Genomic DNA, 19,337 nt, shown 5'->3' on the forward strand with positions numbered 1-19,337 from the left:
CGCGCCCCTAAAGGCTTGGGGCTGCGCCCCGCCTTTTTAGGGGCGCGGGGAACTGCGCGACCAGCCCCCACTCACCCGCACCCGACAAACCGACCCCCAATCCCCCGACGGGGGTCGAAGGGGCGCAGTCCCTGGGGAAGGGACGGGTAGGGGTGGCGGGGGCGAAAACACCCCGTCAGGAACCCGGCAGCCCCGGTGCCGACTTGGCCGGGGTCTCCTCCAGCCCGGCCAAGGCGATCCGGATCGCCTCGTCCAGTTGGGGGTCACGCCCGGCGGCGTAGTCCTGCGGGGTCTGGACGACCTCGACGTCCGGGTCGACGCCATGGTTCTCGACCCCCCACCCGTACCCCTCCAACCAGAAGGCGTACTTCGGCTGGGTCACCAAGGTGCCGTCCACCAGCCGGTACCGGCTGTCGATCCCCACGACGCCACCCCACGTCCGCGTCCCGACCACCGGCCCGATCCCGAGCGCCTTGATCGCGGCGTTGACGATGTCCCCGTCCGACCCGGAGAACTCATTGGCGACGGCGACGACGGGCCCCCGGGGCGCGTCGTCGGGATAGCTCACGGCCCGCATCCCGCGCGGCAGATCCCACCCCACGATCCGCCGGGCCAGCTTCTCCACGACCAGCTGCGACGTATGCCCGCCCCGGTTCTCGCGGACGTCCACGACAAGCCCCTCCCGCGCCACCTCGACCCGCAGATCGCGATGGAGCTGGGCCCAGCCGGACCCGACCATGTCCGGCACATGCAGATAGCCGAGCCGCCCACCGGACTTCTCATGGACGTACGCCCGCCGGTCCGCGACCCACGCGTGGTACCGCAGCGGCTCCTCGTCGGAGATCGGCACCACGACGGTGTGCCGGGGATCGCCCCCACCGGCCGGCAGCACGGTCAGCTCGACCACCTTGCCGGCCGTCCCGACCAGCAGCGGCGCGGGCCCGGCCACGGGGTCCACCGGCACCCCGCCCACGGCGACGATCGCGTCCCCGGCCCGCACGGCCACCCCGGGCGCGGCGAGCGGGGCGTGCGCGTCGGGGTCGGAGGTCTCCGAGGGCAGCACCCGGTCGATCCGCCAGGTCCCGTCCTCGTGGCGGGAGATGTCCGCGCCGAGCAGCCCCTGCCGCCGGTCCCCGGAGCCGCCCCCGCCGCGCGGGGTGACGTACGCGTGCGACGTACCCAACTCGCCCTGTACTTCCCACAGCAGGTCGACGAGGTCGTCGTGGGTGGCCACCCGCTCCAGAAGGGGCCGGTAGCGGTCGAGGACCCCGTCCCAGTCGACGCCGCCCAGGTCCGGCCGCCAGAAGTTGTCCCGCATGAGGCGGCCGGTCTCGTCGTACATCTGGCGCCACTCGGCGGCCGGGTCGACGGTCTGGCGCACCCGGCCGAGGTCGACGGTGATGTTGCTGTCGCTCTCGTCGTCGCCCGAGGCACGACGGTCGCTGGGGACGACCTTGAGCTTGCCGTCGGTCCACAGCAGCACCCGCTTGCCGTCGCCGCTGACCGAGAAGTGGTCGGCGTCGGAGGCGAGGTATTCGAGGCGCCGCTGGGCGAGGTCGTAGCGCTCCAGGGAGGACTTCGGATCGGGGTCGTCGGGGGTCGCCCGGGAGTGGCCGAGGACTCCGGTGACGGGGTGGCGCAGCCACAGCACGCCGTCCTTGGCGGCGCGGAGCGTGGAGTAGCGGGCGGCCTCGACGGGGAAGGGCACGATCCGGTCGGCCAGGCCCTCCAGGTCGATACGGGTCGAGGGGGCGCCCTCGCTGTCCGGGGTCTCGTCCTTCTCCGGCGCCTCGAACGGGCGTCCGTGGCGCTGCGGCCCGAAGGGGGACGGGGTCGTCGCGGCGAGCGTGATGAGGTGCGGACGGGCGCCGCTCATGAAGTGCAGATCGAACACATGCTCGTCGTAGACCGGGTCGAAGGCGCGCTCGGAGAGGAACGCCAGGTGTTTGCCGTCGAGGGTGAACGCCGGTGAGTAGTCGTGGAAGCGGAGCGGGGTCGCCTCGGTGACGGAGAGGTCGGAGGTGTTGGCGAGCTTGAGCTGACGCAGCGGTCGGGCCCCCGGGTGCGACCAGGCGAGCCAGGCGGAGTCGGGCGAGAAGACGAGCCCGGAGACCTCCCCGTCCTCGCTGCGGTCGACCTCCCTGACCTCGCCGCTCTCCCGCTCCACGAGCAGGACCCGCCCGTCGTGCGCAGCGACCGCGGCCCGGCTCCCGTCGGGCGCCATGGCGAGCCCGAGGACACGGCCGAGCTGCCCCGCCGCGAGCCGCCGAGGGGTGGCGCCGGGCCCGACACCGGTCGCCGGGGCGAACTCCAGCGCGTCGTCGCCCTCCGCGTCCGTCACCCACACCACCCACTCCTCGCCCTCCACCCGGAAGGTCCGGGGCAGCCGGGCGCGTACGCCGTGCTCGGCGGCGAGGGTCCGGGCGGGCCCGGAGCGATGGGTCACCCAGTGCACGGCCCCGCGTACGGCGACCGCGCTCCCGCGAGCGGTGTGATCGGGCGACGCGGACCCGAACCACCGGGAGGCGTTCACCGGGAACGGCTGAAGATCGACACGCTGCCCGCCGAGCCGGATGTCGAGCCGACGCGGCTCGGTCCCTTCGCTCAGATCATCAAGCAGCCACAGCTCACCGGCGGACGCGTACACGACCCGCGTCCCGTCGGTGGCCGCATGCCGGGCGTAGAAACCGTCGACGGCTGTGTGCCGCCGCAGATCGGACCCGTCGGCGAGGGAGGAGTACACCGCCCCCACGCCCTCGTGATCGGACAGGAAGGCGATGCGCTCCCCCACCCACATCGGGTACTCAAGGTTCCCGTCCAAGTCCGCGTGCAGCCGGACGAATTCACCGGCCCCTTCCCCGTCCTGGACATCTCGCCCGATCCACAACTTGCCCGCCGTACCGCCCCGGTAGCGCTTCCACCACGCCGCCTCGCGCCCCATCGGGGCCGACAGCAGCACGGTGGCCGGACCGTGCGCGACATTGCCGACGGGACCGTACGGCAGCCTCGTGGCGGGACCGCCGTCGAGCGGCACGGCATGCGCCCAGCTGCGCCGCAGGCTGGCCTGCCCCTGCGTGCTGAGCGCGAGCACCTGCCCGTCCGGGGTCCAGCCGCGCACCTGGGTGCGCCAACTCCCCCAGTAGGTGAGGCGCTTGGCTGGGCCCCCGTCGATGGACGCCACGAACACCTCGGGCGCCCCGTCCCGCGTGGAGGTCCACGCGACGGTCGTACCGTCCGGAGAGATACGCGGATGGTTCACGGGCATGTTGTCCGCGCTGACCCGCCACGCACGACCACCGTCGAGAGGGGCGACCCAGACGTCGTCCTCGGCGGTGAAGGCGACCAGATCGCCGTGCGGATGCGGATACCGGAAATACGCGGACTGCGGAGACAGTACGGTCTGAGTCACCCGGTCACTCTAAGCAGCGTCGGGCCAGTTGGGGAGAGGTTTGGATCATGTCTCCGCCCGTAGACCCCAGTTGTCCGGCTTACCCCTCTTCGTCCCCGCCTATTTGCCCTCGGGCCAGCACTGCGGATCTTTCTGGCAGTAGACGGTCTGCGTAACGGTGACGGTCACGGTCGGCCCGGGCCGGCCCGGCCGATCCGACTGACCCGGCTGATCCGGCTGATCCGGCTGATCCGATTGACCCGGACCGGGAACACCGACCGTCGGGGTGGGATCGGGGGCGTTGCAGTTCCCCAGCACATCCACATGGAACCACTCCTTCCCGCCCACCTTCGCGGTCAGATCCCCGCGTACGCACTTGCCGTCGACCTCCTGTGTCACCTTCCCGGTGAGGGTGATCTTCCGGCCTTGCTTGTCCTCGCCCTCGCAGTCGACGTTCGCGACGGTGTTGGCGGAGGCGGAGGGCGAGGCGGACTTGCCGCCGCCGCCATTGCCGCCATTGCCGTAGGACGCCGTGCAGTTGAGCCACTGGACGTCGACGCCCTGCCGCTCCAGTTCCTTGGTCCCCATCTGATCGGTGGTGATGGCGACGGCCCCGGTACTGAGCCCGTCCCCCATCTCACACCCGACCAGCCCGAACACACCGATCCCCCCGAGCCCCAGCCCCACAAGCACTCGCCGCATAACCCCCATACAGGGCAGCCTGCCAGGCCGCTCCACTCGGGGGAAGGGAGCGATGTGGCCATACGGGGCGTTTTGGGGGCGGGTTCGTCGGGTGCGGGTGAGTGGGGGCTGGTCGCGCCCACGCGGCGGAGCCGCACATGTCACAGCCCCGCGCCCCTTGATGGCCCTTCGGGCCGATCAAAAGCGGGGCGCAGCCCCAAGCTTTTAGGGGCGCGGGGAACTGCGCGAGCAACCACCCACCCACCCGCACCCGCCAACGCACCCATCCCCCCGAGCTATTGGGCGCCAGGGGGTCAAAGGGGCACAGCCCCTGGGGATGATGGGGGTCCCCCCGCGCGAGCGAAGTCGAGCGTGGGGGAGGGTAGGGGCGGCGGGGGCGAGAAAACCCGGCGATCAAGCCCAGCGTCCGGTCCGCCCCATCACCCACGCCCCCGCCACCGTCCCCGCCGTAGACGTCCGCAACACACTCCGCCCCAACCGATAAGCCACAGCCCCAGCCTCCCCGAACAACGCCAACTCCTCCGGAGACACCCCCCCTTCGGGCCCGACCACCAACACGATCTCCCCACGGGCCGGCAACTCGGCCCCGGCCAACGCCGCATCCCCGCTCTCATGCAGCACAGCCGCGAAATCGGCCCCGGCCAACAACGCGGCAACCTCCTTGCCGCCGGCCAACTCCCCCACTTCAGGAAACCGCACCCGCCGAGCCTGCTTCCCCGCCTCCCGAGCGGTGGCCCGCCACTTCGCGAGGGCCTTCACCCCCCGCTCACCCTTCCACTGGGTGATGCAACGCGCGGCAGCCCACGGCACGATCGCGTCGACCCCGACCTCGGTCATGGTCTCCACGGCGACCTCACCCCGATCCCCCTTGGGCAACGCCTGCACCACGGTGATACGAGGCTGCTCCGGCTCCTCCTCATGAACCGTCTCCAGGTCCATGACGACGAGCCGGTCCTTGCCCTCGGCGGCCTTGACGACCCCTTCGGCCCACCGCCCGCGCCCGTCCGTGAGGACGACGTCCTCCCCGGCCCGCAGCCGCTTCACGGAGACGGCGTGCCGCCCCTCGGGCCCGTCGAGCACGAACTCCCCACCGCAGTGGTCCGGCAGCTCCAGGGACTCCACCACGAAGACGGGCGCGGTCATCAGCCCTCGCTCCCGGCCCCGGGGGCGGACTCCACGGCGCCCCGCGCGGCGGCGATCTCCCCGGCCAGCGTCTTGACCAGGTCCCCGGCGGGCAGATCACGCGCCATCCGGTGCCCCTGCCCGGCCCACAGGGCCATGCCCTGCGGGTCCTCGGCCTTGGCGGCGGCCTTGCGCAGCGGCGAGGTGAGGTGGTGCAGCTCGGGGTAGGCGGCGGGGGCGTAGGGCCCGTGCTCGCGCATGAAACGGTTGACGAGACCGCGTGCGGGGCGCCCGGAGAAGGCGCGGGTCAGCTCGGTGCGGACGAAGAGCGGGTCGGTGAGGGCCCGCTTGTGCACGGGCTGGGCGCCGGACTCGGGGGTGGCGAGGAAGGCCGTACCGAGCTGGGCGGCGCCGGCCCCGGCGGCGAGGAGCGCGGCGATCTGGCCGCCGCGCATGATGCCGCCGGCCGCGACGATCGGCAGGGCCACGGCCTCGCGGACCTGGGCGAGCAGGGTGAGCAGACCGAGGCCGGCCCGGTCGCGCTCGGGGTCGTCGCGGTGGGTGCCCTGATGGCCGCCGGCCTCGACGCCCTGCACGATCACGGCATGGGCGCCCGACCGCTCCACGGCCTCCGCCTCCTCCGCCGAGGTCGCGGTGACGAGGGTGAACGTGCCCCTGCGGGCGAGGGCTTCGATCACCTCGGGGGTGGGGCAGCCGAAGTGGAACGACACCGCCGGGACGGGGTCGTCCAGCAGTACGGCGAGCTTGGCCTCGTAGCCGTCGTCGCGCCCGCTGTCGGGGTCGCCCAGTTCGGTGCCGTACCAGGAGGCCTCACCGGCGAGTTGCTCGGCGTACACCTCGACGGCCGCCGGGTCGCCGTGCTCGGGCTGCGGCATGAACAGGTTGACGCCGAACGGGCGGGCCGTCAGCCCCTTCAGCTGTTTGATCTCCTGGTACATCCCATCGGCCGTCTTGTATCCGGCGGCGAGAAACCCCAGCCCCCCGGCCTCGGACACGGCGGCGGCCAAGGCCGGCACGGATACGCCGCCGGCCATGGGGGCCTGCACGATCGGGAGGGGGGCGAGATCGGTCAGTGCGGAGGACATGACTGGCATGGTGCCATGGCCCTCCGGGGGGTGCCGAATCGCCTACGGGGTGGGGTGGTACGGAGCGTGGGCGACTGCGGGTGGGTGGGGGCTGGTCGCGCCCACGCGGCGGAGCCGCACATGTCACAGCCCCGCGCCCCTTGATGGCCCTGCGGGCCGATCAGAAGCGGGGCTTCGCCCCGCGCTTTTCGGCCCGCAGGGCCGGATCTTTTAGGCGCGGGGAACTGCGCGACCAGCCCCCACTGACCCGCACCCGACAACAAACCCCTATCGCCCGTTGAACGCATCCTTCAACCGCGAGAACAACCCCTGCTGCCCCGGCTGGAACTGCCCCGTAGGCCGTTCCTCCCCCCTCAACGCGGCCAACTGCCGCAGCAGTTGCTCCTGCTCGGGGTCGAGCTTCGTCGGGGTCTGGACCTCGACGTGGACGATGAGATCGCCACGCCCGCCGCCCCGCAGATGCGTGACGCCCCGCCCGTGCAGCGGGATCGACTGCCCGGACTGCGTGCCGGGCCGGATGTCGACCTCCTCCAGCCCGTCCAGGGTCTCCAGCGGCACCTTCGTACCGAGCGCGGCGGCCGTCATCGGAATGGTCACCGTGCAGTGGAGGTCGTCGCCGCGCCGCTGGAACACGGCGTGGGGAAGCTCGTGGATCTCGACGTAGAGGTCACCGGCGGGACCGCCACCGGGCCCGACCTCGCCCTCACCGGCGAGCTGGATGCGCGTGCCGTTGTCGACACCGGCCGGGATCTTGACGGTCAGCGTCCGCCGCGACCGCACCCGCCCGTCACCGGCGCACTCGGGACACGGGTTCGGGACGATCGTGCCGAAGCCCTGGCACTGCGGACAGGGCCGGGAGGTCATGACCTGTCCGAGGAAGGACCGCGTGACCTGCGAGACCTCACCGCGGCCGCGGCACATGTCACAGGTCTGGGCGGTGGTCCCGGGCGCCGCGCCCTCGCCGTTGCAGGTGGTGCACACCACGGCCGTGTCGACCTGGATGTCCTTCGTCGTACCGAAGGCGGCCTCGTCGAGGTCGACCTCCAGCCGGATCATCGCGTCCTGGCCCCGGCGCGTACGCGACCGGGGGCCGCGCTGGGACGCCGTACCGAAGAACGCGTCCATGATGTCCGAGAAGTTCCCGAAGCCACCGGCGCCGAAGCCGCCCGCGCCTCCGCCGCCGCTCTGCGAGAGCGGGTCACCGCCGAGGTCGTAGACCTGCTTCTTCTGCGGGTCCGACAACACCTCGTACGCGGCGTTGATCTCCTTGAACCGCTCCTGCGTCTTCGGATCGGGGTTGACGTCCGGGTGCAGCTCGCGCGCGAGCCTCCGGAACGCCTTCTTGATCTCGTCCTGGGAAGCGTCGCGGCGCACGCCGAGTACGGCGTAGTAGTCCGTGGCCACTTACGACTCCGCCAGGATCTGTCCGACGTACCGTGCCACCGCTCGTACCGCTCCCATCGTTCCCGGATAGTCCATGCGCGTAGGTCCGACCACGCCCAGCTTCGCTACTGCCTCGCCGCCCGAACCGTAGCCGACGGAGACGACCGACGTGGAGTTGAGTCCTTCATACGCGTTCTCATGACCGATGCGTACGGTCATGCCCGAATCCCCTGCCTCGCCAAGCAACTTGAGGAGGACGACCTGTTCCTCCAACGCTTCCAGCACGGGCCGGATGGTGAGGGGGAAGTCATGTCCGAAGCGGGTGAGATTGGCGGTGCCGCCGATCATCAGCCGCTCCTCGCTCTCCTCGACGAGCGCCTCCAGGAGGGTGGAGAGCACCGTCGCGACCGTGCCCCGGTCCTCGACGTCGAAGGCCTCGGGCAGGTCCTCGACCAGGCGCGGTACGTCGGTGAAACGGCGGCCTGCGACCCTGCTGTTGAGCCGGGCGCGCAGATCGGCGAGTGACGTTTCTCCGAAGGGCGCCGGGCAGTCGACCAGCCGTTGCTCCACCCTGCCGGTGTCCGTGATCAGCACGAGCATCAGCCGGGCCGGGGCGAGCGACAACAGCTCCACGTGCCGCACCGTCGAACGCGTGAGGGACGGATACTGCACGACGGCGACCTGCCGCGTCAGCTGCGCGAGCAGCCGCACGGTCCTGGCCACCACGTCGTCGAGATCGACGGCCCCGTCGAGGAAGTTCTGAATGGCCCGCCGCTCGGGCGCGGTCATCGGCTTGACGCCCGCCAGCTTGTCGACGAACAGCCGATAGCCCTTGTCGGTGGGGATGCGCCCGGCGCTGGTGTGCGGCTGGGCGATGAACCCCTCGTCCTCCAGGGCGGCCATGTCATTGCGTACGGTCGCCGGGGAGACCCCGAGGTTGTGCCGCTCGGTGAGGGCCTTCGACCCCACCGGCTCCTCGGTGCCGACGTAGTCCTGGACGATGGCGCGCAGCACTTGAAGCCTGCGTTCGCTGAGCATCGCGCACACCTCCAGCTCGTCTCTCCGGTGACTTCCCCCTTGGCACTCACCCCGGACGAGTGCCAACACTTCCCGCCCAGTGTACGGCGGTGGGGTACGCCCCCGGCAAGGCCGGTTCAGCCATGTCCTGCGGAGCGGCCCGTTAGCGTCGGAGCATGGCGGTGGCTATGACGGTGGCTTGGGAAGAGGTCGGGTGGGAGGGGCTGGCCCCCGGGGTGGGGCGGTGTCGGCTGCCCGGGTGGGACTGCACGGTCGGGCTCGTGGTGGGGCAGGGCTCGGCCCTCCTCGTCGACGCGGGGTCGAGCCTGAGGGAGGGCGCGCGGTTGCGCACCGTGGCGCGACAGCTGCTGAACGGCGCCCGTGTGACACATCTCGCGCTCACTCACGCCCATTTTGACCATGTCTTCGGCGCCGCCGCCTTCGCCGGAGTGGAGATCTACGGCGCCGTGGGCCTCGACACCGCCCTGACCGAGCATCGGGACGACCTCCACACCGACGCCGTACGCAACGGCCTCGCCCCCGAGACCGCCGCCGAGGCCGCCGACCTCCTCGTACGCCCCCACCACCATGTCTCCGGCGAGTGGACCCTCGACCTGGGCGGCGGCCACCAGGTGCTCCTGGCGAACGTGGGCCCCGGCCACACCCCCCACGACCTGGCCGTACTGGTCCCGGCCGCCCCCTCTTCCCCTTCCTCCCCGGAGATCGTCTTCTGCGGTGATCTGGTGGAGGAGTCCGGTGAGCCCCAGGCCGGTCCCGACGCGATCCCCTCCCACTGGCCGGCGGCCCTGGACCGTCTGCTGGCCCTGGGTGGCGAGGACGCGCTGTATGTCCCCGGCCACGGCGCGGTGGTGGACGCGGCGTTCGTACGGGCCCAACGCGACGCCCTGGCAACGCGTTTCGGCGTGTCGATCTGAGCACGGCCCCGGCGTGTCGACCTGCGCCCGAGCGAGATCGGGGCGGGTCTTCTCCTATCGTCATCCGAATGCGCCAGTACTCACCGGATCTGACCCCGCCGTGGAAGAAGCCGAAACCCGCCCCCGAGGTGCCGGCCGAGCCCGGTCTGGTGGTCGAGGAGCCCGGCACCGGCTTCTGCGGCGCGGTCATCGGCTGCGAGGCGGGCACGGTGACGCTGGAGGACCGCTTCGGCAAGCACCGGGTGTTCCCGCTGGAGCCGAGGGGTTTCCTGCTGGAGGGCAGGGTGGTGACCCTGGTACGGCCGTCGTCGCCGGCTCCCGTCCGCCCCTCCCGTACGGCCTCGGGCTCGGTGGCCGTCCCGGGCGCCCGCGCGCGTGTGGCCCGCGCCGGCCGTATCTACGTCGAGGGCCGCCATGACGCCGAGCTGGTCGAGAAGGTCTGGGGCGACGATCTGCGCGTCGAGGGCGTGGTGGTGGAGTACCTGGAGGGTGTGGACGACCTCCCGTCGATCGTGGCCGAGTTCGCCCCGGGCCCGGACGCCCGCCTGGGCATCCTCGTGGACCACCTGGTGCCGGGCACGAAGGAGTGGCGCATCGCCCAGTCGGTGACCAGCGACCACGCGCTGGTGGTCGGCCACCCGTACATCGACATCTGGGAGGCGGTGAAGCCGGCCTCGCTGGGGATCGCGGGGTGGCCGCGCGTACCGCACGGGCAGGACTGGAAGACGGGGGTGTGCCGGGCGCTGGGCTGGCCGCCGGAGAACACCGGGGCGGTGTGGCAGGCGATCCTGGGGAGGGTCGGCTCCTACAAGGACCTGGAGCCGGAGCTGCTGGGGAGGGTGGAGGAGCTGATCGACTTCGTCACGGGTAGCGGTGAGGCCTGACACCAGGGAAAGTTCCGAACTCACTGGTGTCCATTTCGAGCCCCAGTTCCTCCAGCGGAAGCGGTGCCCCGAACTTGGTGATCTGCTGCCGCTGGTAGTCGGCGTCTTCTCCCTTTCCTGAGGGCCTCGTCAGCAGGACGCACTGCGCCATGATCGGGTCAACGATCAGGTAGGCAGGCACCATGCCAGCAGCGTAGATCGAGCGCTTGATTTCATAGTCCCGCTGGACGCTGGTCTTGGAGACGACCTCGACGACCATCGTGATCAGACGACACGACAACAGGCGTCCCGAGGCGGGCATGACTTCGCGCTCGAGGACCACCAGGTCCGGTACTGGCTCGCTGGCCTCATCGAGGATGTCGACGTCCTGGGTCTGCAGGCGAGACCACCGCTTGCGTGGGATCTGGTCCAGCACATCCTCGATGATCATGTTGTGCACAAGATCAGGGCTGGCCATCATCACGATTTCCCCCCGGAGAAGCTCGACTTTGACGCCCTCGGGAGGCTCGAGCTCCTCGAAGTACTTGGTCATCCCACGCTCGTCCACAGCGGTCATCTCCGTGGCCCTCCACATCCGCCGCGTCCTTTTGGCGGCAGCCTACGAACCAGGTTAGGGACCGAACCGGCGTTCCGCGCCGATTCACTCCACCGAGTGATCAATCCACCAAATCCCTGACCACCGCGTCCGCCAGCAACCGCCCCCGCAGCGTCAGCACAGCCCGCCCCTCCTCGTACAGCCCGACCTCCAGCAGCCCCTCTCCCAGCGCCCGCCGGGAAGCCGCCAGTCCCACCTCCTTCAGCAGACCCAGCGGCACCCCCTCCCGCAGCCGTAGCTCCAGCAGGATGCGTTCGACCCTGCGGTCCTCCTCCGAGAGCAGCTCGCGCCCGGCGCCCGGTGACTTCCCTGCCGCCAGCGCGCCCGCGTACGCCCCTGGATGCTTGACGTTCCACCAGCGCACGCCCCCGACGTGCGAGTGCGCCCCCGGTCCGGCGCCCCACCAGTCGGCGCCCCTCCAGTACAGCTCGTTGTGCAGGCACCGCCCGGCCTCGGAGGTCGCCCAGTTCGACACCTCGTACCAGTCGAAACCGGCCGACGAAAGGACCTCCTCGGCGATCAGGTACCGGTCGGCGTGGACGTCGTCGTCCGTCATCGGGACCTCGCCCCGGCGGATGCGCCGCGCCAGCTGCGTACCCTCCTCGACGATCAGCGCGTACGCGGAGATGTGGTCCGGTCCGGCACCGAGCGCGGCCCCCAACGACGCCCGCCAGTCGTCGTCGGACTCGCCGGGCGTGCCGTAGATCAGATCGAGGTTGACGTGCTCGAACCCGGCGGCGCGCGCCTCCGCGACGCAACGCTCGGGGCGCCCCGGCGTATGCGTACGGTCGAGCACGCGCAGGACGTGCTTCCGCGCGCTCTGCATACCGAACGAGATCCGGTTGAAGCCGCCCGCGCGCAGGGTGGCCAGATACGCCGGGTCGACGGACTCCGGGTTCGCCTCGGTGGTCACCTCGGCGTCGTCCGCGAGACCGAACTCGTCGCGGATCGCCCCCAGCATCCGTACGAGGTCGGCGGCGGCCAGCAGCGTGGGCGTACCGCCGCCGACGAAGACCGTGCGGACGGGCCGGGGGGCGTCGCCGAGGACCTTGCGGGCGAGGCGGATCTCGTCGATGACGGTGTCGGCGTAGTTGTCGCGGGAGGCCAGCACACCGCCCGTGCCGCGCAGCTCGGTCGCGGTGTAGGTGTTGAAGTCGCAGTAGCCGCAGCGGGTCGCGCAGTAGGGGACGTGCAGATAGAACCCGAGGGGACGCGTCGGGGCCCCGGCGAGCGCGGACGCGGGGAGCGCGCCGTCGTCGGGGACCGGTTCGCCGTCAGGGAGTGCGGAAGGCATGCCTTCCATTGTCCAGCACCGCCCGACACGGACCGGCCCCGCGCCGTACGGGGCTCGGCCTGCGGGGGCTCTGTCTGCGGGGCCCGCGGCCTGCGGGGGGGGCGGCCTGCGGGGTCCGCTACTCCGCCTGCAGCACCAGCAGCGCCAAGTCGTCCTCCGGTGGCCGTTGCCCGAAGTCGTGTACGAGGGCACGGATGCGCTCGGCGATCAGCTGGGCGCTCAGGCCGACGCAGCCGGTGAGGGCATGGGCGAGCCCGTCCCCGTCGTCGAACATGCGCGGCCCGCTGCGCCGCTCGGTCACCCCGTCCGTGACGCACAGCAGCGTCTCCCCGGAGCGCAGCTCGAATGTCTCCGAGGCGTAGGTCTCGTCCTCGATCACCCCGAGCAGGGCCTGCTCCTGCGGCCCGACCGCCCGTACAGCGCCGTCGGGGACCAGGACCAGCGGCAGCGGATGGCCGGCGGAGGCGAGGGTGCAGCGGACGCCGCCGTCGTAGGGGACGAGTTCGCCGTAGAGGAGGGAGAGGAAGCGGGTCTGGGGGCCCTCGGGGTCGACGAGACTGGGGTCGCCGGCGGTGACGAGGGCGCGCGCGGCGGCGTCGGCGGCCTCGGTGGCGTCGTCGAGGAGGAGCTGGTTGAGGCGGTCGAGGACATCGGCGACGCCGTAGCCCTCGCGGGCGAGCAGCCGCAGCCAGGGGCGGGCGAGACCGATGACGACGGCGGCCTCCGGGCCCTTGCCCTGGACGTCGCCGATCGCGAAGCACCAGCGGTCCGGCCCCGCCTGGAACAGGTCGTAGAAGTCACCGCTGGGTCCGCCCATGTCGCAGGGCTCGTACACCAGTGCGCTCGACACGCCGGGGATCTCGGCGACCGCCCCGGGCAGCAGTCCCCGTTGCAGCACCCGGCTGATGGTGGCCTGACGCGCGTACTGCCGGGCCGCCCCGATGGCCAGCGCGATCCGCCGGCTGAGGTCCTCGACCAGCCCGGTCACCTCATCGGGGAAGCGGAGCAGTCCGGCCCGCCCGATGACAAGCGTGCCAAGCGGCCGCCCACCGGCGATCAACCGATACGCGAGCGCCGCGCCACCGGCCTGTGCCACCGCCGCCCCGCCGTCCCGGACCACAGGCCCGCCGTCCCCGGCCCTCGGCCCACCTCGCCAGACCTCCGACCCACCATCATCAGCCCCCGGCCCACTGCCTTGAGCCGCAGGCCTGCCCTCCGCGAACGCCGGCCCACCGGTCCCGGCCCCCGGCTTGCCCTCCCCGCACCCCGGCCCACCGTCCCCGGCCGCCCGGCTGCCCTCCTCACATGCTCGCGTCCCGGTCCCCGCCGTCTCCCCCTCGCTCTCCGGCCACGGCCATGGCACCGGCATCGCTCGTGAGCGGACCGACTCGGGCAGGCGGGGCGGGTTCTTCTCCAGGGCCTGGCGGAGTTCCTCGATGCGGTTCTCGCTGCTGTGCCAGACGCGGGCGAGCCGGGGCGGGGGGCCGAACGAACCGTCCATGCCGCCGCGCCAGCCCAACCCCTCGTCGTCCAACCACACCGCGCACCAGTCGGCGAGCCTCGGCACCAGCAACTGCCCGGCGAGCGCGGCGACGAGATCCTCGTCCAACTGGCCGGCCAGCAGATCGGATGCCTCCGCGAGGAAGGACAGGGCACCCCGGTTCAACCACTGCCGTTCACCAGCCGCCCCGAACTGCCCGTCATGCCCGTACGCCCGCGTCCTGCAGCCGCCCCAGTCACTCGGACCCCACTCGCCGAAGCCCCCGTCGCCCGCGTCCGAGTCCCGCCACTCCTCATCGGCGTACGCCCGCGCACCCCGGCACTCACCCCCGGCGCGCTCGGCGCCCACGTCATCCCCATCGGCGCACGCGGCGCCCGCGTCATCACCTACGTCGTCATGAACCTCATGAACTGCATGAACCGGGCCATCACCGCCAGCGCACGCCCCTATCTCTTCCTCCACCCCCAGCGCCCCGTCCACCGACAGCCGGGCCCAGACGGTCTTCACCCCGGTCCGATAGGTGATCCCCCACGCCTCCGAGAGCGCGGCGACGAGGCGCAGACCCCGGCCGTACTCGGCGGCTCCATAAGGGCGTTCGACCCGGTAGGGGCGTTCGGCGCCCTCTTCCCGTACGACCCGGGAGGGATGGTGGTCGGAGACCTCGACGAGCAGCCGGCCGGAGGCGGAAACCTCGGGGGCGTCGGCGGCGCCACGGTCGTCGGCGTCGAAGCGGCACAGGAGTTCGACATCGGTACCGGCGTGGACGACCGCGTTGGTCACCAGTTCGCTGACCACGATCAGCGTGTCCTCGACCAGACGGGGCGTGAGAGAGGAGACGCCCGGCAGCTTCAGCTCGGCCCACTCGGCGAGCGCCGCACCCACGAAGCGCCGGGCGGCGCCGGGCGCGAGCGCACCCCCGGGCAACGACACATGCGCCACCGCACGCCGGTCGCCTCCGGCGCATGAGGAACCCGAGGAACACGAGGAGCAGGACGCGCACGACGCGCAAGCGGCGCACGAGCCGCACGAGCCGCACGCCAGGCTTGAGAAACCGCCGCGCGCATCCCCCGGACATACCCCCGTACCCACCCCCGCGTCCCCCACGGACGCGGGCGCATCAGGAGCACGGGACATGGTCTCCCGTTGCGTAGGAATGGCCCCCACTGGGCGGCTCCCTGAGAAGTTCGGACGAATGGGCCTCAGGCGGCACGGACAGAGTGACAGACTGGCCACGCCCATAAGCGCCGAGTTACCGAAGTGGGCCACCATGAGTGAGAAGAGTGCTACGCAGGTGCTCGAAGACGGTCAAAAAGACAGCCGAACGGACGGATTGATCGAGGTATCCGATCTGCGCGCGCTGACGGCCGCATTGACCGCCGCCCGCGACGGCATCTTCACCAAAGTCCCGGAGACCGGCCCCGCGCCGGTGGCGGAGCTGTGCTCCCTGTTCAACCAGATCATCGACCGCAGTACGCACTTCGGCGGTGAAGTGCAGCGCGTACGACGGGAGTTGGTCCGGCACGGCCGTCTCGACGAACGGCTGTCGGCCAGCCCGGGCCAGGGCGCCTGGGCGACCCGCGTCGACGAGGTGAACCAGACCCTGGACGCCTTGGTCGCCCCCGTCGCCAACGCCACACGCGTACTGGACGCGGTGGCCGGCGGCGACCTCACCCAGCGCGTCGACCTGCACGACGGCAACCGTCAACTGCGGGGCGATCTACGGCGGCTGGGCCGGGCCGTGAACAAGATGGTCGACCAGCTGTCACTGTTCACCGGTGAGGTGACCCGGGTCGCCCGCGAGGTCGGCACGGAGGGGCGGCTCGGCGGTCGCGCCAAGGTGCGGGGCCTGTCGGGGAGTTGGCGTGATGTCACCGAGGCCGTCAACACGATGGCGGCCCGACTCACCGCCCAGGTACGGGACATCGCCCTCGTCACCACGGCTGTGGCCCGCGGCGATCTGACCCGTACGGTGACCGTCGAGGCGACCGGCGAGCTGCTGGAACTGAAGCTCACCGTGAACACGATGGTGGAGCAACTCTCCGCGTTCGCCGACGAGGTGACGCGTGTGGCCCGCGAGGTCGGCACCGAGGGCAACCTCGGCGGCCGCGCCCAGGTCCGGGGCGTGTCCGGCGTCTGGAAGGACCTCACCGACAACGTCAACTTCATGGCATCGAACCTCACTTCGCAGGTCCGCAATATCGCCCAGGTGACGACGGCCGTGGCCAACGGCGACCTCAGCCAGAAGATCACCGTCGACGCCCAGGGCGAGATCCTGGAGCTGAAGTCCACCATCAACACGATGGTCGACCAGCTCTCCGCCTTCGCCGACGAAGTCACCCGCGTCGCCCGCGAGGTCGGCACCGAGGGCAACCTCGGCGGCCGCGCCCAGGTCAGAGGCGTCTCCGGCGTCTGGAAGGACCTCACCGACAACGTCAACTTCATGGCGGACAACCTGACTTCACAGGTCCGCAATATCGCCCTCGTCTCCACGGCGGTAGCCCAGGGCGATCTCGGCAAGAAGATCACGGTCGAGGCGAAGGGCGAGATCCTGGAGCTGAAGACCACCATCAACACGATGGTCGACCAGCTCTCCGCCTTCGCCGACGAGGTGACGAGGGTGGCGCGCGAGGTCGGCACGGAAGGAAACCTCGGCGGTCAGGCCCAGGTCAGAGGCGTGTCCGGCGTCTGGAAGGAGCTGACGGACAACGTCAACTTCATGGCGCTGAACCTGACTTCGCAGGTCCGGAACATCGCCCAGGTGACCACGGCCGTGGCCAACGGCGATCTCTCCAAGACGATCACCGTCGACGCGCGTGGCGAGATCCTCGAACTCAAGGACACCGTCAACACGATGGTGGAGCAGTTGCGCGCCTTCGCCAATGAGGTGACGCGTGTGGCCCGTGAGGTCGGCACGGACGGCAATCTCGGCGGTCGCGCCCAGGTACTGGGTGTGTCCGGTGTGTGGCGGGATCTGACCGACAATGTCAATTCCATGGCCGACAACCTGACCGCTCAGGTCCGGAACATCGCCCAGGTGACGACAGCCGTGGCCAACGGCGACCTCTCGAAGAAGATCGACGTGGACGCGCGCGGCGAGATCCTGGAACTGAAGACCGCGATCAACACCATGGTCGACACGCTCTCCTCCTTCTCCTCCGAGGTCACCCGGGTGGCCCGCGAGGTCGGTTCGGAGGGCCAACTCGGCGGCCAGGCAAGGGTGGAGGGCGTCTACGGCACCTGGAAGCGGCTGACGACGAACGTCAACGAACTCGCTCTGAACCTGACCACCCAGGTCCGCGCCATCGCCGAGGTCGCCTCGGCCGTGGCCCAGGGCGACATGTCCCGTTCGATCACGGTGGAGGCACGCGGCGAGGTCGCCGAGCTGAAGGACAACATCAACCTGATGGTGGCCAACCTCCGCGAGACCACCCGCGCCAAGGACTGGCTGGAGTCCAACCTCGCCCGCCTGGCCGCGCTGATGCAGGGCCACCGCGATCTGATGGAGGTCGCCGACCTCATCCTCCGCGAGCTGACCCCGCTGGTGAAGGCCCAGTACGGCGCGTTCTACCTGGCCGACCCCGAGGAGGACGGCGCCTCCCTGCACCCGGTGGAGCCCAGCAAGGGCCTGGCCTTCATCGCGGGCTACGGCTCGGCGCAGGGCGCCACGGTCGAGACCGGCGGTCTGCCCGTCCACGGCCTCGTCGCCCAGGCGGCCCACGAGAAGAAACGCATCCTGGTCGAGTCGGCCCCGCCGGACTACATCAAAATCAACAGCGGTCTCGGGGAAGCCGCCCCCACCAGCGTGGTCATCATCCCGATCCTCTTCGAGGACACACTCCTCGGCGTGATCGAACTCGCCTCCTTCTCACGCTTCTCCGATGTCCATCTGGCGTTCTTCGATCAGTTCGTGAACACCATCGGCGTCGCGATCAACACGATCATCGCCAACTCCCGCACCGAGTCCCTCCTCGGCGAGTCCCAGCGCCTGGCCATGCAGCTCCAGGAGCGCTCCGACGAACTCCAGAAACAGCAGGCAGAGTTGCGGCGCTCGAACGCCGAACTGGAGGAGAAGGCCGCTCTGCTGGCCACATCGTCCCAGTACAAGTCTGAGTTCCTGGCGAACATGTCCCATGAACTGCGCACCCCGCTCAACTCGTTGCTGATCCTGGCCCGTCTTCTCTCCGACAACCCGGACGGCCATCTCTCGGACCAGGAGGTCCAGTTCGCGAGCACGATCCACCGCTCGGGCTCCGACCTGCTGCAGCTGATCAACGACATCCTGGACCTGTCGAAGATCGAGGCCGGCCGGATGGACGTACGCCCCAAACGCCTCCCGCTCATCAAACTCCTGGACTACGTCCACGCCACGTTCCGACCGCTCACCCTGGACCGGGGCCTGGCCTTCGATGTCACGGTCGGCGAGGACGTCCCCCGCGAGATGTACTCGGACGAGCAGCGCCTCCAGCAGATCCTCCGCAACCTCCTCTCCAACGCGATCAAGTTCACCGCGTCCGGCCGTGTCGAACTGACCGTCGGCCGGGTCAAGGACCCCGACCACCGCTACACCCGCGAGGACCAGGACGAGGTGATCGCCTTCGCGGTCTCCGACACCGGCATCGGTATCGCGTCGGAGAAACTCCCGGTGATCTTCGAGGCGTTCCAGCAGGCCGACGGCACCACGAACCGCAAGTACGGCGGCACCGGCCTCGGCCTGTCCATCAGCCGCGAGATCGCGAATCTGCTCGGCGGCCGGATCATCGCCGAGAGCGTCCCGGGCAAGGGCTCGACCTTCACCCTGTACGTCCCGGTCGTCGGCCCGGGCCACACGGCCCCCGCCCCCGCGCCCGGCACCAGTACGGCGCCCCTCGTCCCCGAGCGGCTCACGGCCGACCCGTACCCGTCCACGCACGACGGCGGCGACGACAGCTGGCCGATGCCGACGAAGCTGGAGGCGTGGAAGGTGGGCCGCGCCGGCCAGGTGCTGCCCGGCCGTCGCGTACTGATCGTGGACGACGACATCCGCAACGTCTTCGCGCTCACCCATGTCCTCGGCCGCGTCGGCATGATCGTCCTGTACGCGGAGAACGGCCGCGAGGGCATCGAGACCCTGGAGCGCAACCCGGACGTCGAACTCGTCCTGATGGACATCATGATGCCGGAGATGGACGGATACGAGACGATCTCCGCGATCCGCCGCACCCCCCGCTGGTCCGGCCTCCCCATCGTCGCCCTCACCGCGAAGGCCATGCCCGGCGACCGCGAGAAGTCCATCGCCCGGGGCGCCAACGACTACGTGCCCAAGCCGGTGGACGTCGATCAACTCCTCACGATCGTCTGCGAGGTCCTGGACCCGGAGAACACGGAGCCACCCGAGAAGCGCGAAGAGAACGATTGACCAAGCCCTACGGCG

12 protein-coding genes are annotated in these 19,337 nt (G+C 70.8%); 3 read left to right on the plus strand and 9 right to left on the minus strand.

Features of this window, described 5'->3' with window-relative positions; translation table 11 throughout:
* Positions 1 to 175 precede the first annotated feature (175 nt).
* The 6 genes from ACWD4G_RS27095 to hrcA form a co-directional block, all read right to left on the minus strand.
* Complete coding sequence (locus ACWD4G_RS27095; RefSeq protein ID WP_451298035.1) at positions 176 to 3,394, minus strand: S41 family peptidase; 3,219 nt, start codon at positions 3,392 to 3,394, stop codon at positions 176 to 178.
* 114 nt (positions 3,395 to 3,508) lie between these two features.
* Entirely contained in the window at positions 3,509 to 4,099 is a 591-nt protein-coding gene (locus tag ACWD4G_RS27100) for a hypothetical protein (protein WP_451297779.1), read from the minus strand.
* A gap of 384 nt (positions 4,100 to 4,483) precedes the next feature.
* Positions 4,484 to 5,233 (minus strand): 16S rRNA (uracil(1498)-N(3))-methyltransferase, encoded by a 750-nt coding sequence (locus tag ACWD4G_RS27105; RefSeq protein ID WP_451297781.1) that lies wholly within the window; start codon positions 5,231 to 5,233, stop codon positions 4,484 to 4,486.
* The gene (locus ACWD4G_RS27110) at positions 5,233 to 6,318 is read right to left on the minus strand and encodes a nitronate monooxygenase (RefSeq protein ID WP_451297783.1); all 1,086 of its coding nucleotides are present in this window, start codon (positions 6,316 to 6,318) and stop codon (positions 5,233 to 5,235) included. The genes ACWD4G_RS27105 and ACWD4G_RS27110 overlap by 1 nt, the downstream gene beginning before the upstream one ends.
* Positions 6,319 to 6,585: 267 nt before the next feature.
* Entirely contained in the window at positions 6,586 to 7,722 is a 1,137-nt protein-coding gene (gene dnaJ, locus ACWD4G_RS27115; protein ID WP_451297785.1) for a molecular chaperone DnaJ, read from the minus strand.
* A complete protein-coding gene (gene hrcA, locus ACWD4G_RS27120; RefSeq protein WP_451297787.1) occupies positions 7,723 to 8,739 on the minus strand; it encodes a heat-inducible transcriptional repressor HrcA in 1,017 nt (338 codons plus the stop codon).
* 167 nt (positions 8,740 to 8,906) lie between these two features.
* Here hrcA and ACWD4G_RS27125 point away from each other — a divergent pair, with 167 nt between their 5' ends.
* Positions 8,907 to 9,653, plus strand: coding sequence for an MBL fold metallo-hydrolase (locus tag ACWD4G_RS27125; protein ID WP_451298037.1), 747 nt, complete (start codon positions 8,907 to 8,909; stop codon positions 9,651 to 9,653).
* Positions 9,654 to 9,721: 68 nt separating this feature from the next.
* Positions 9,722 to 10,537: a DUF3097 domain-containing protein gene (locus ACWD4G_RS27130; protein ID WP_451297789.1), complete on the plus strand. Its 816-nt coding sequence runs from the start codon at positions 9,722 to 9,724 to the stop codon at positions 10,535 to 10,537.
* Here ACWD4G_RS27130 and ACWD4G_RS27135 read toward each other — a convergent pair.
* From ACWD4G_RS27135 to ACWD4G_RS27145, 3 genes are all read right to left on the minus strand, one after another.
* Entirely contained in the window at positions 10,515 to 11,093 is a 579-nt protein-coding gene (locus ACWD4G_RS27135) for a Uma2 family endonuclease (RefSeq protein ID WP_451297791.1), read from the minus strand. The two genes, ACWD4G_RS27130 and ACWD4G_RS27135, sit on opposite strands and share 23 nt — an antisense overlap.
* A 100-nt stretch (positions 11,094 to 11,193) precedes the next feature.
* Positions 11,194 to 12,426: a radical SAM family heme chaperone HemW gene (gene hemW / locus ACWD4G_RS27140; RefSeq protein ID WP_451297793.1), complete on the minus strand. Its 1,233-nt coding sequence runs from the start codon at positions 12,424 to 12,426 to the stop codon at positions 11,194 to 11,196.
* 118 nt (positions 12,427 to 12,544) lie between these two features.
* On the minus strand, positions 12,545 to 14,857 hold the full coding sequence (locus ACWD4G_RS27145) for a SpoIIE family protein phosphatase (protein ID WP_451297795.1): 2,313 nt from the start codon (positions 14,855 to 14,857) through the stop codon (positions 12,545 to 12,547).
* A gap of 337 nt (positions 14,858 to 15,194) precedes the next feature.
* On the opposite strand from ACWD4G_RS27145, the gene ACWD4G_RS27150 reads away from it, so the two are divergent.
* A complete protein-coding gene (locus tag ACWD4G_RS27150) occupies positions 15,195 to 19,322 on the plus strand; it encodes a HAMP domain-containing protein (protein ID WP_451297797.1) in 4,128 nt (1,375 codons plus the stop codon).
* Positions 19,323 to 19,337: the final 15 nt, after the last annotated feature.

The organism is Streptomyces sp. NPDC002643, assembly GCF_053592555.1.

Bases quoted from the DNA above. Each gene is read 5' to 3' on its own strand.
- ACWD4G_RS27100 (WP_451297779.1), bottom strand. From the start codon at position 4,099: ATGGGGGTTATGCGGCGAGTGCTTGTGGGGCTGGGGCTCGGGGGGATC.
- ACWD4G_RS27105 (WP_451297781.1), bottom strand. From the start codon at position 5,233: ATGACCGCGCCCGTCTTCGTGGTGGAGTCCCTGGAGCTGCCGGACCAC.
- ACWD4G_RS27110 (WP_451297783.1), bottom strand. From the start codon at position 6,318: ATGTCCTCCGCACTGACCGATCTCGCCCCCCTCCCGATCGTGCAGGCC.
- hrcA (WP_451297787.1), bottom strand. From the start codon at position 8,739: ATGCTCAGCGAACGCAGGCTTCAAGTGCTGCGCGCCATCGTCCAGGAC.
- ACWD4G_RS27125 (WP_451298037.1), top strand. From the start codon at position 8,907: ATGACGGTGGCTTGGGAAGAGGTCGGGTGGGAGGGGCTGGCCCCCGGG.
- ACWD4G_RS27130 (WP_451297789.1), top strand. From the start codon at position 9,722: ATGCGCCAGTACTCACCGGATCTGACCCCGCCGTGGAAGAAGCCGAAA.
- ACWD4G_RS27135 (WP_451297791.1), bottom strand. From the start codon at position 11,093: ATGACCGCTGTGGACGAGCGTGGGATGACCAAGTACTTCGAGGAGCTC.
- hemW (WP_451297793.1), bottom strand. From the start codon at position 12,426: ATGCCTTCCGCACTCCCTGACGGCGAACCGGTCCCCGACGACGGCGCG.
- ACWD4G_RS27150 (WP_451297797.1), top strand. From the start codon at position 15,195: ATGAGTGAGAAGAGTGCTACGCAGGTGCTCGAAGACGGTCAAAAAGAC.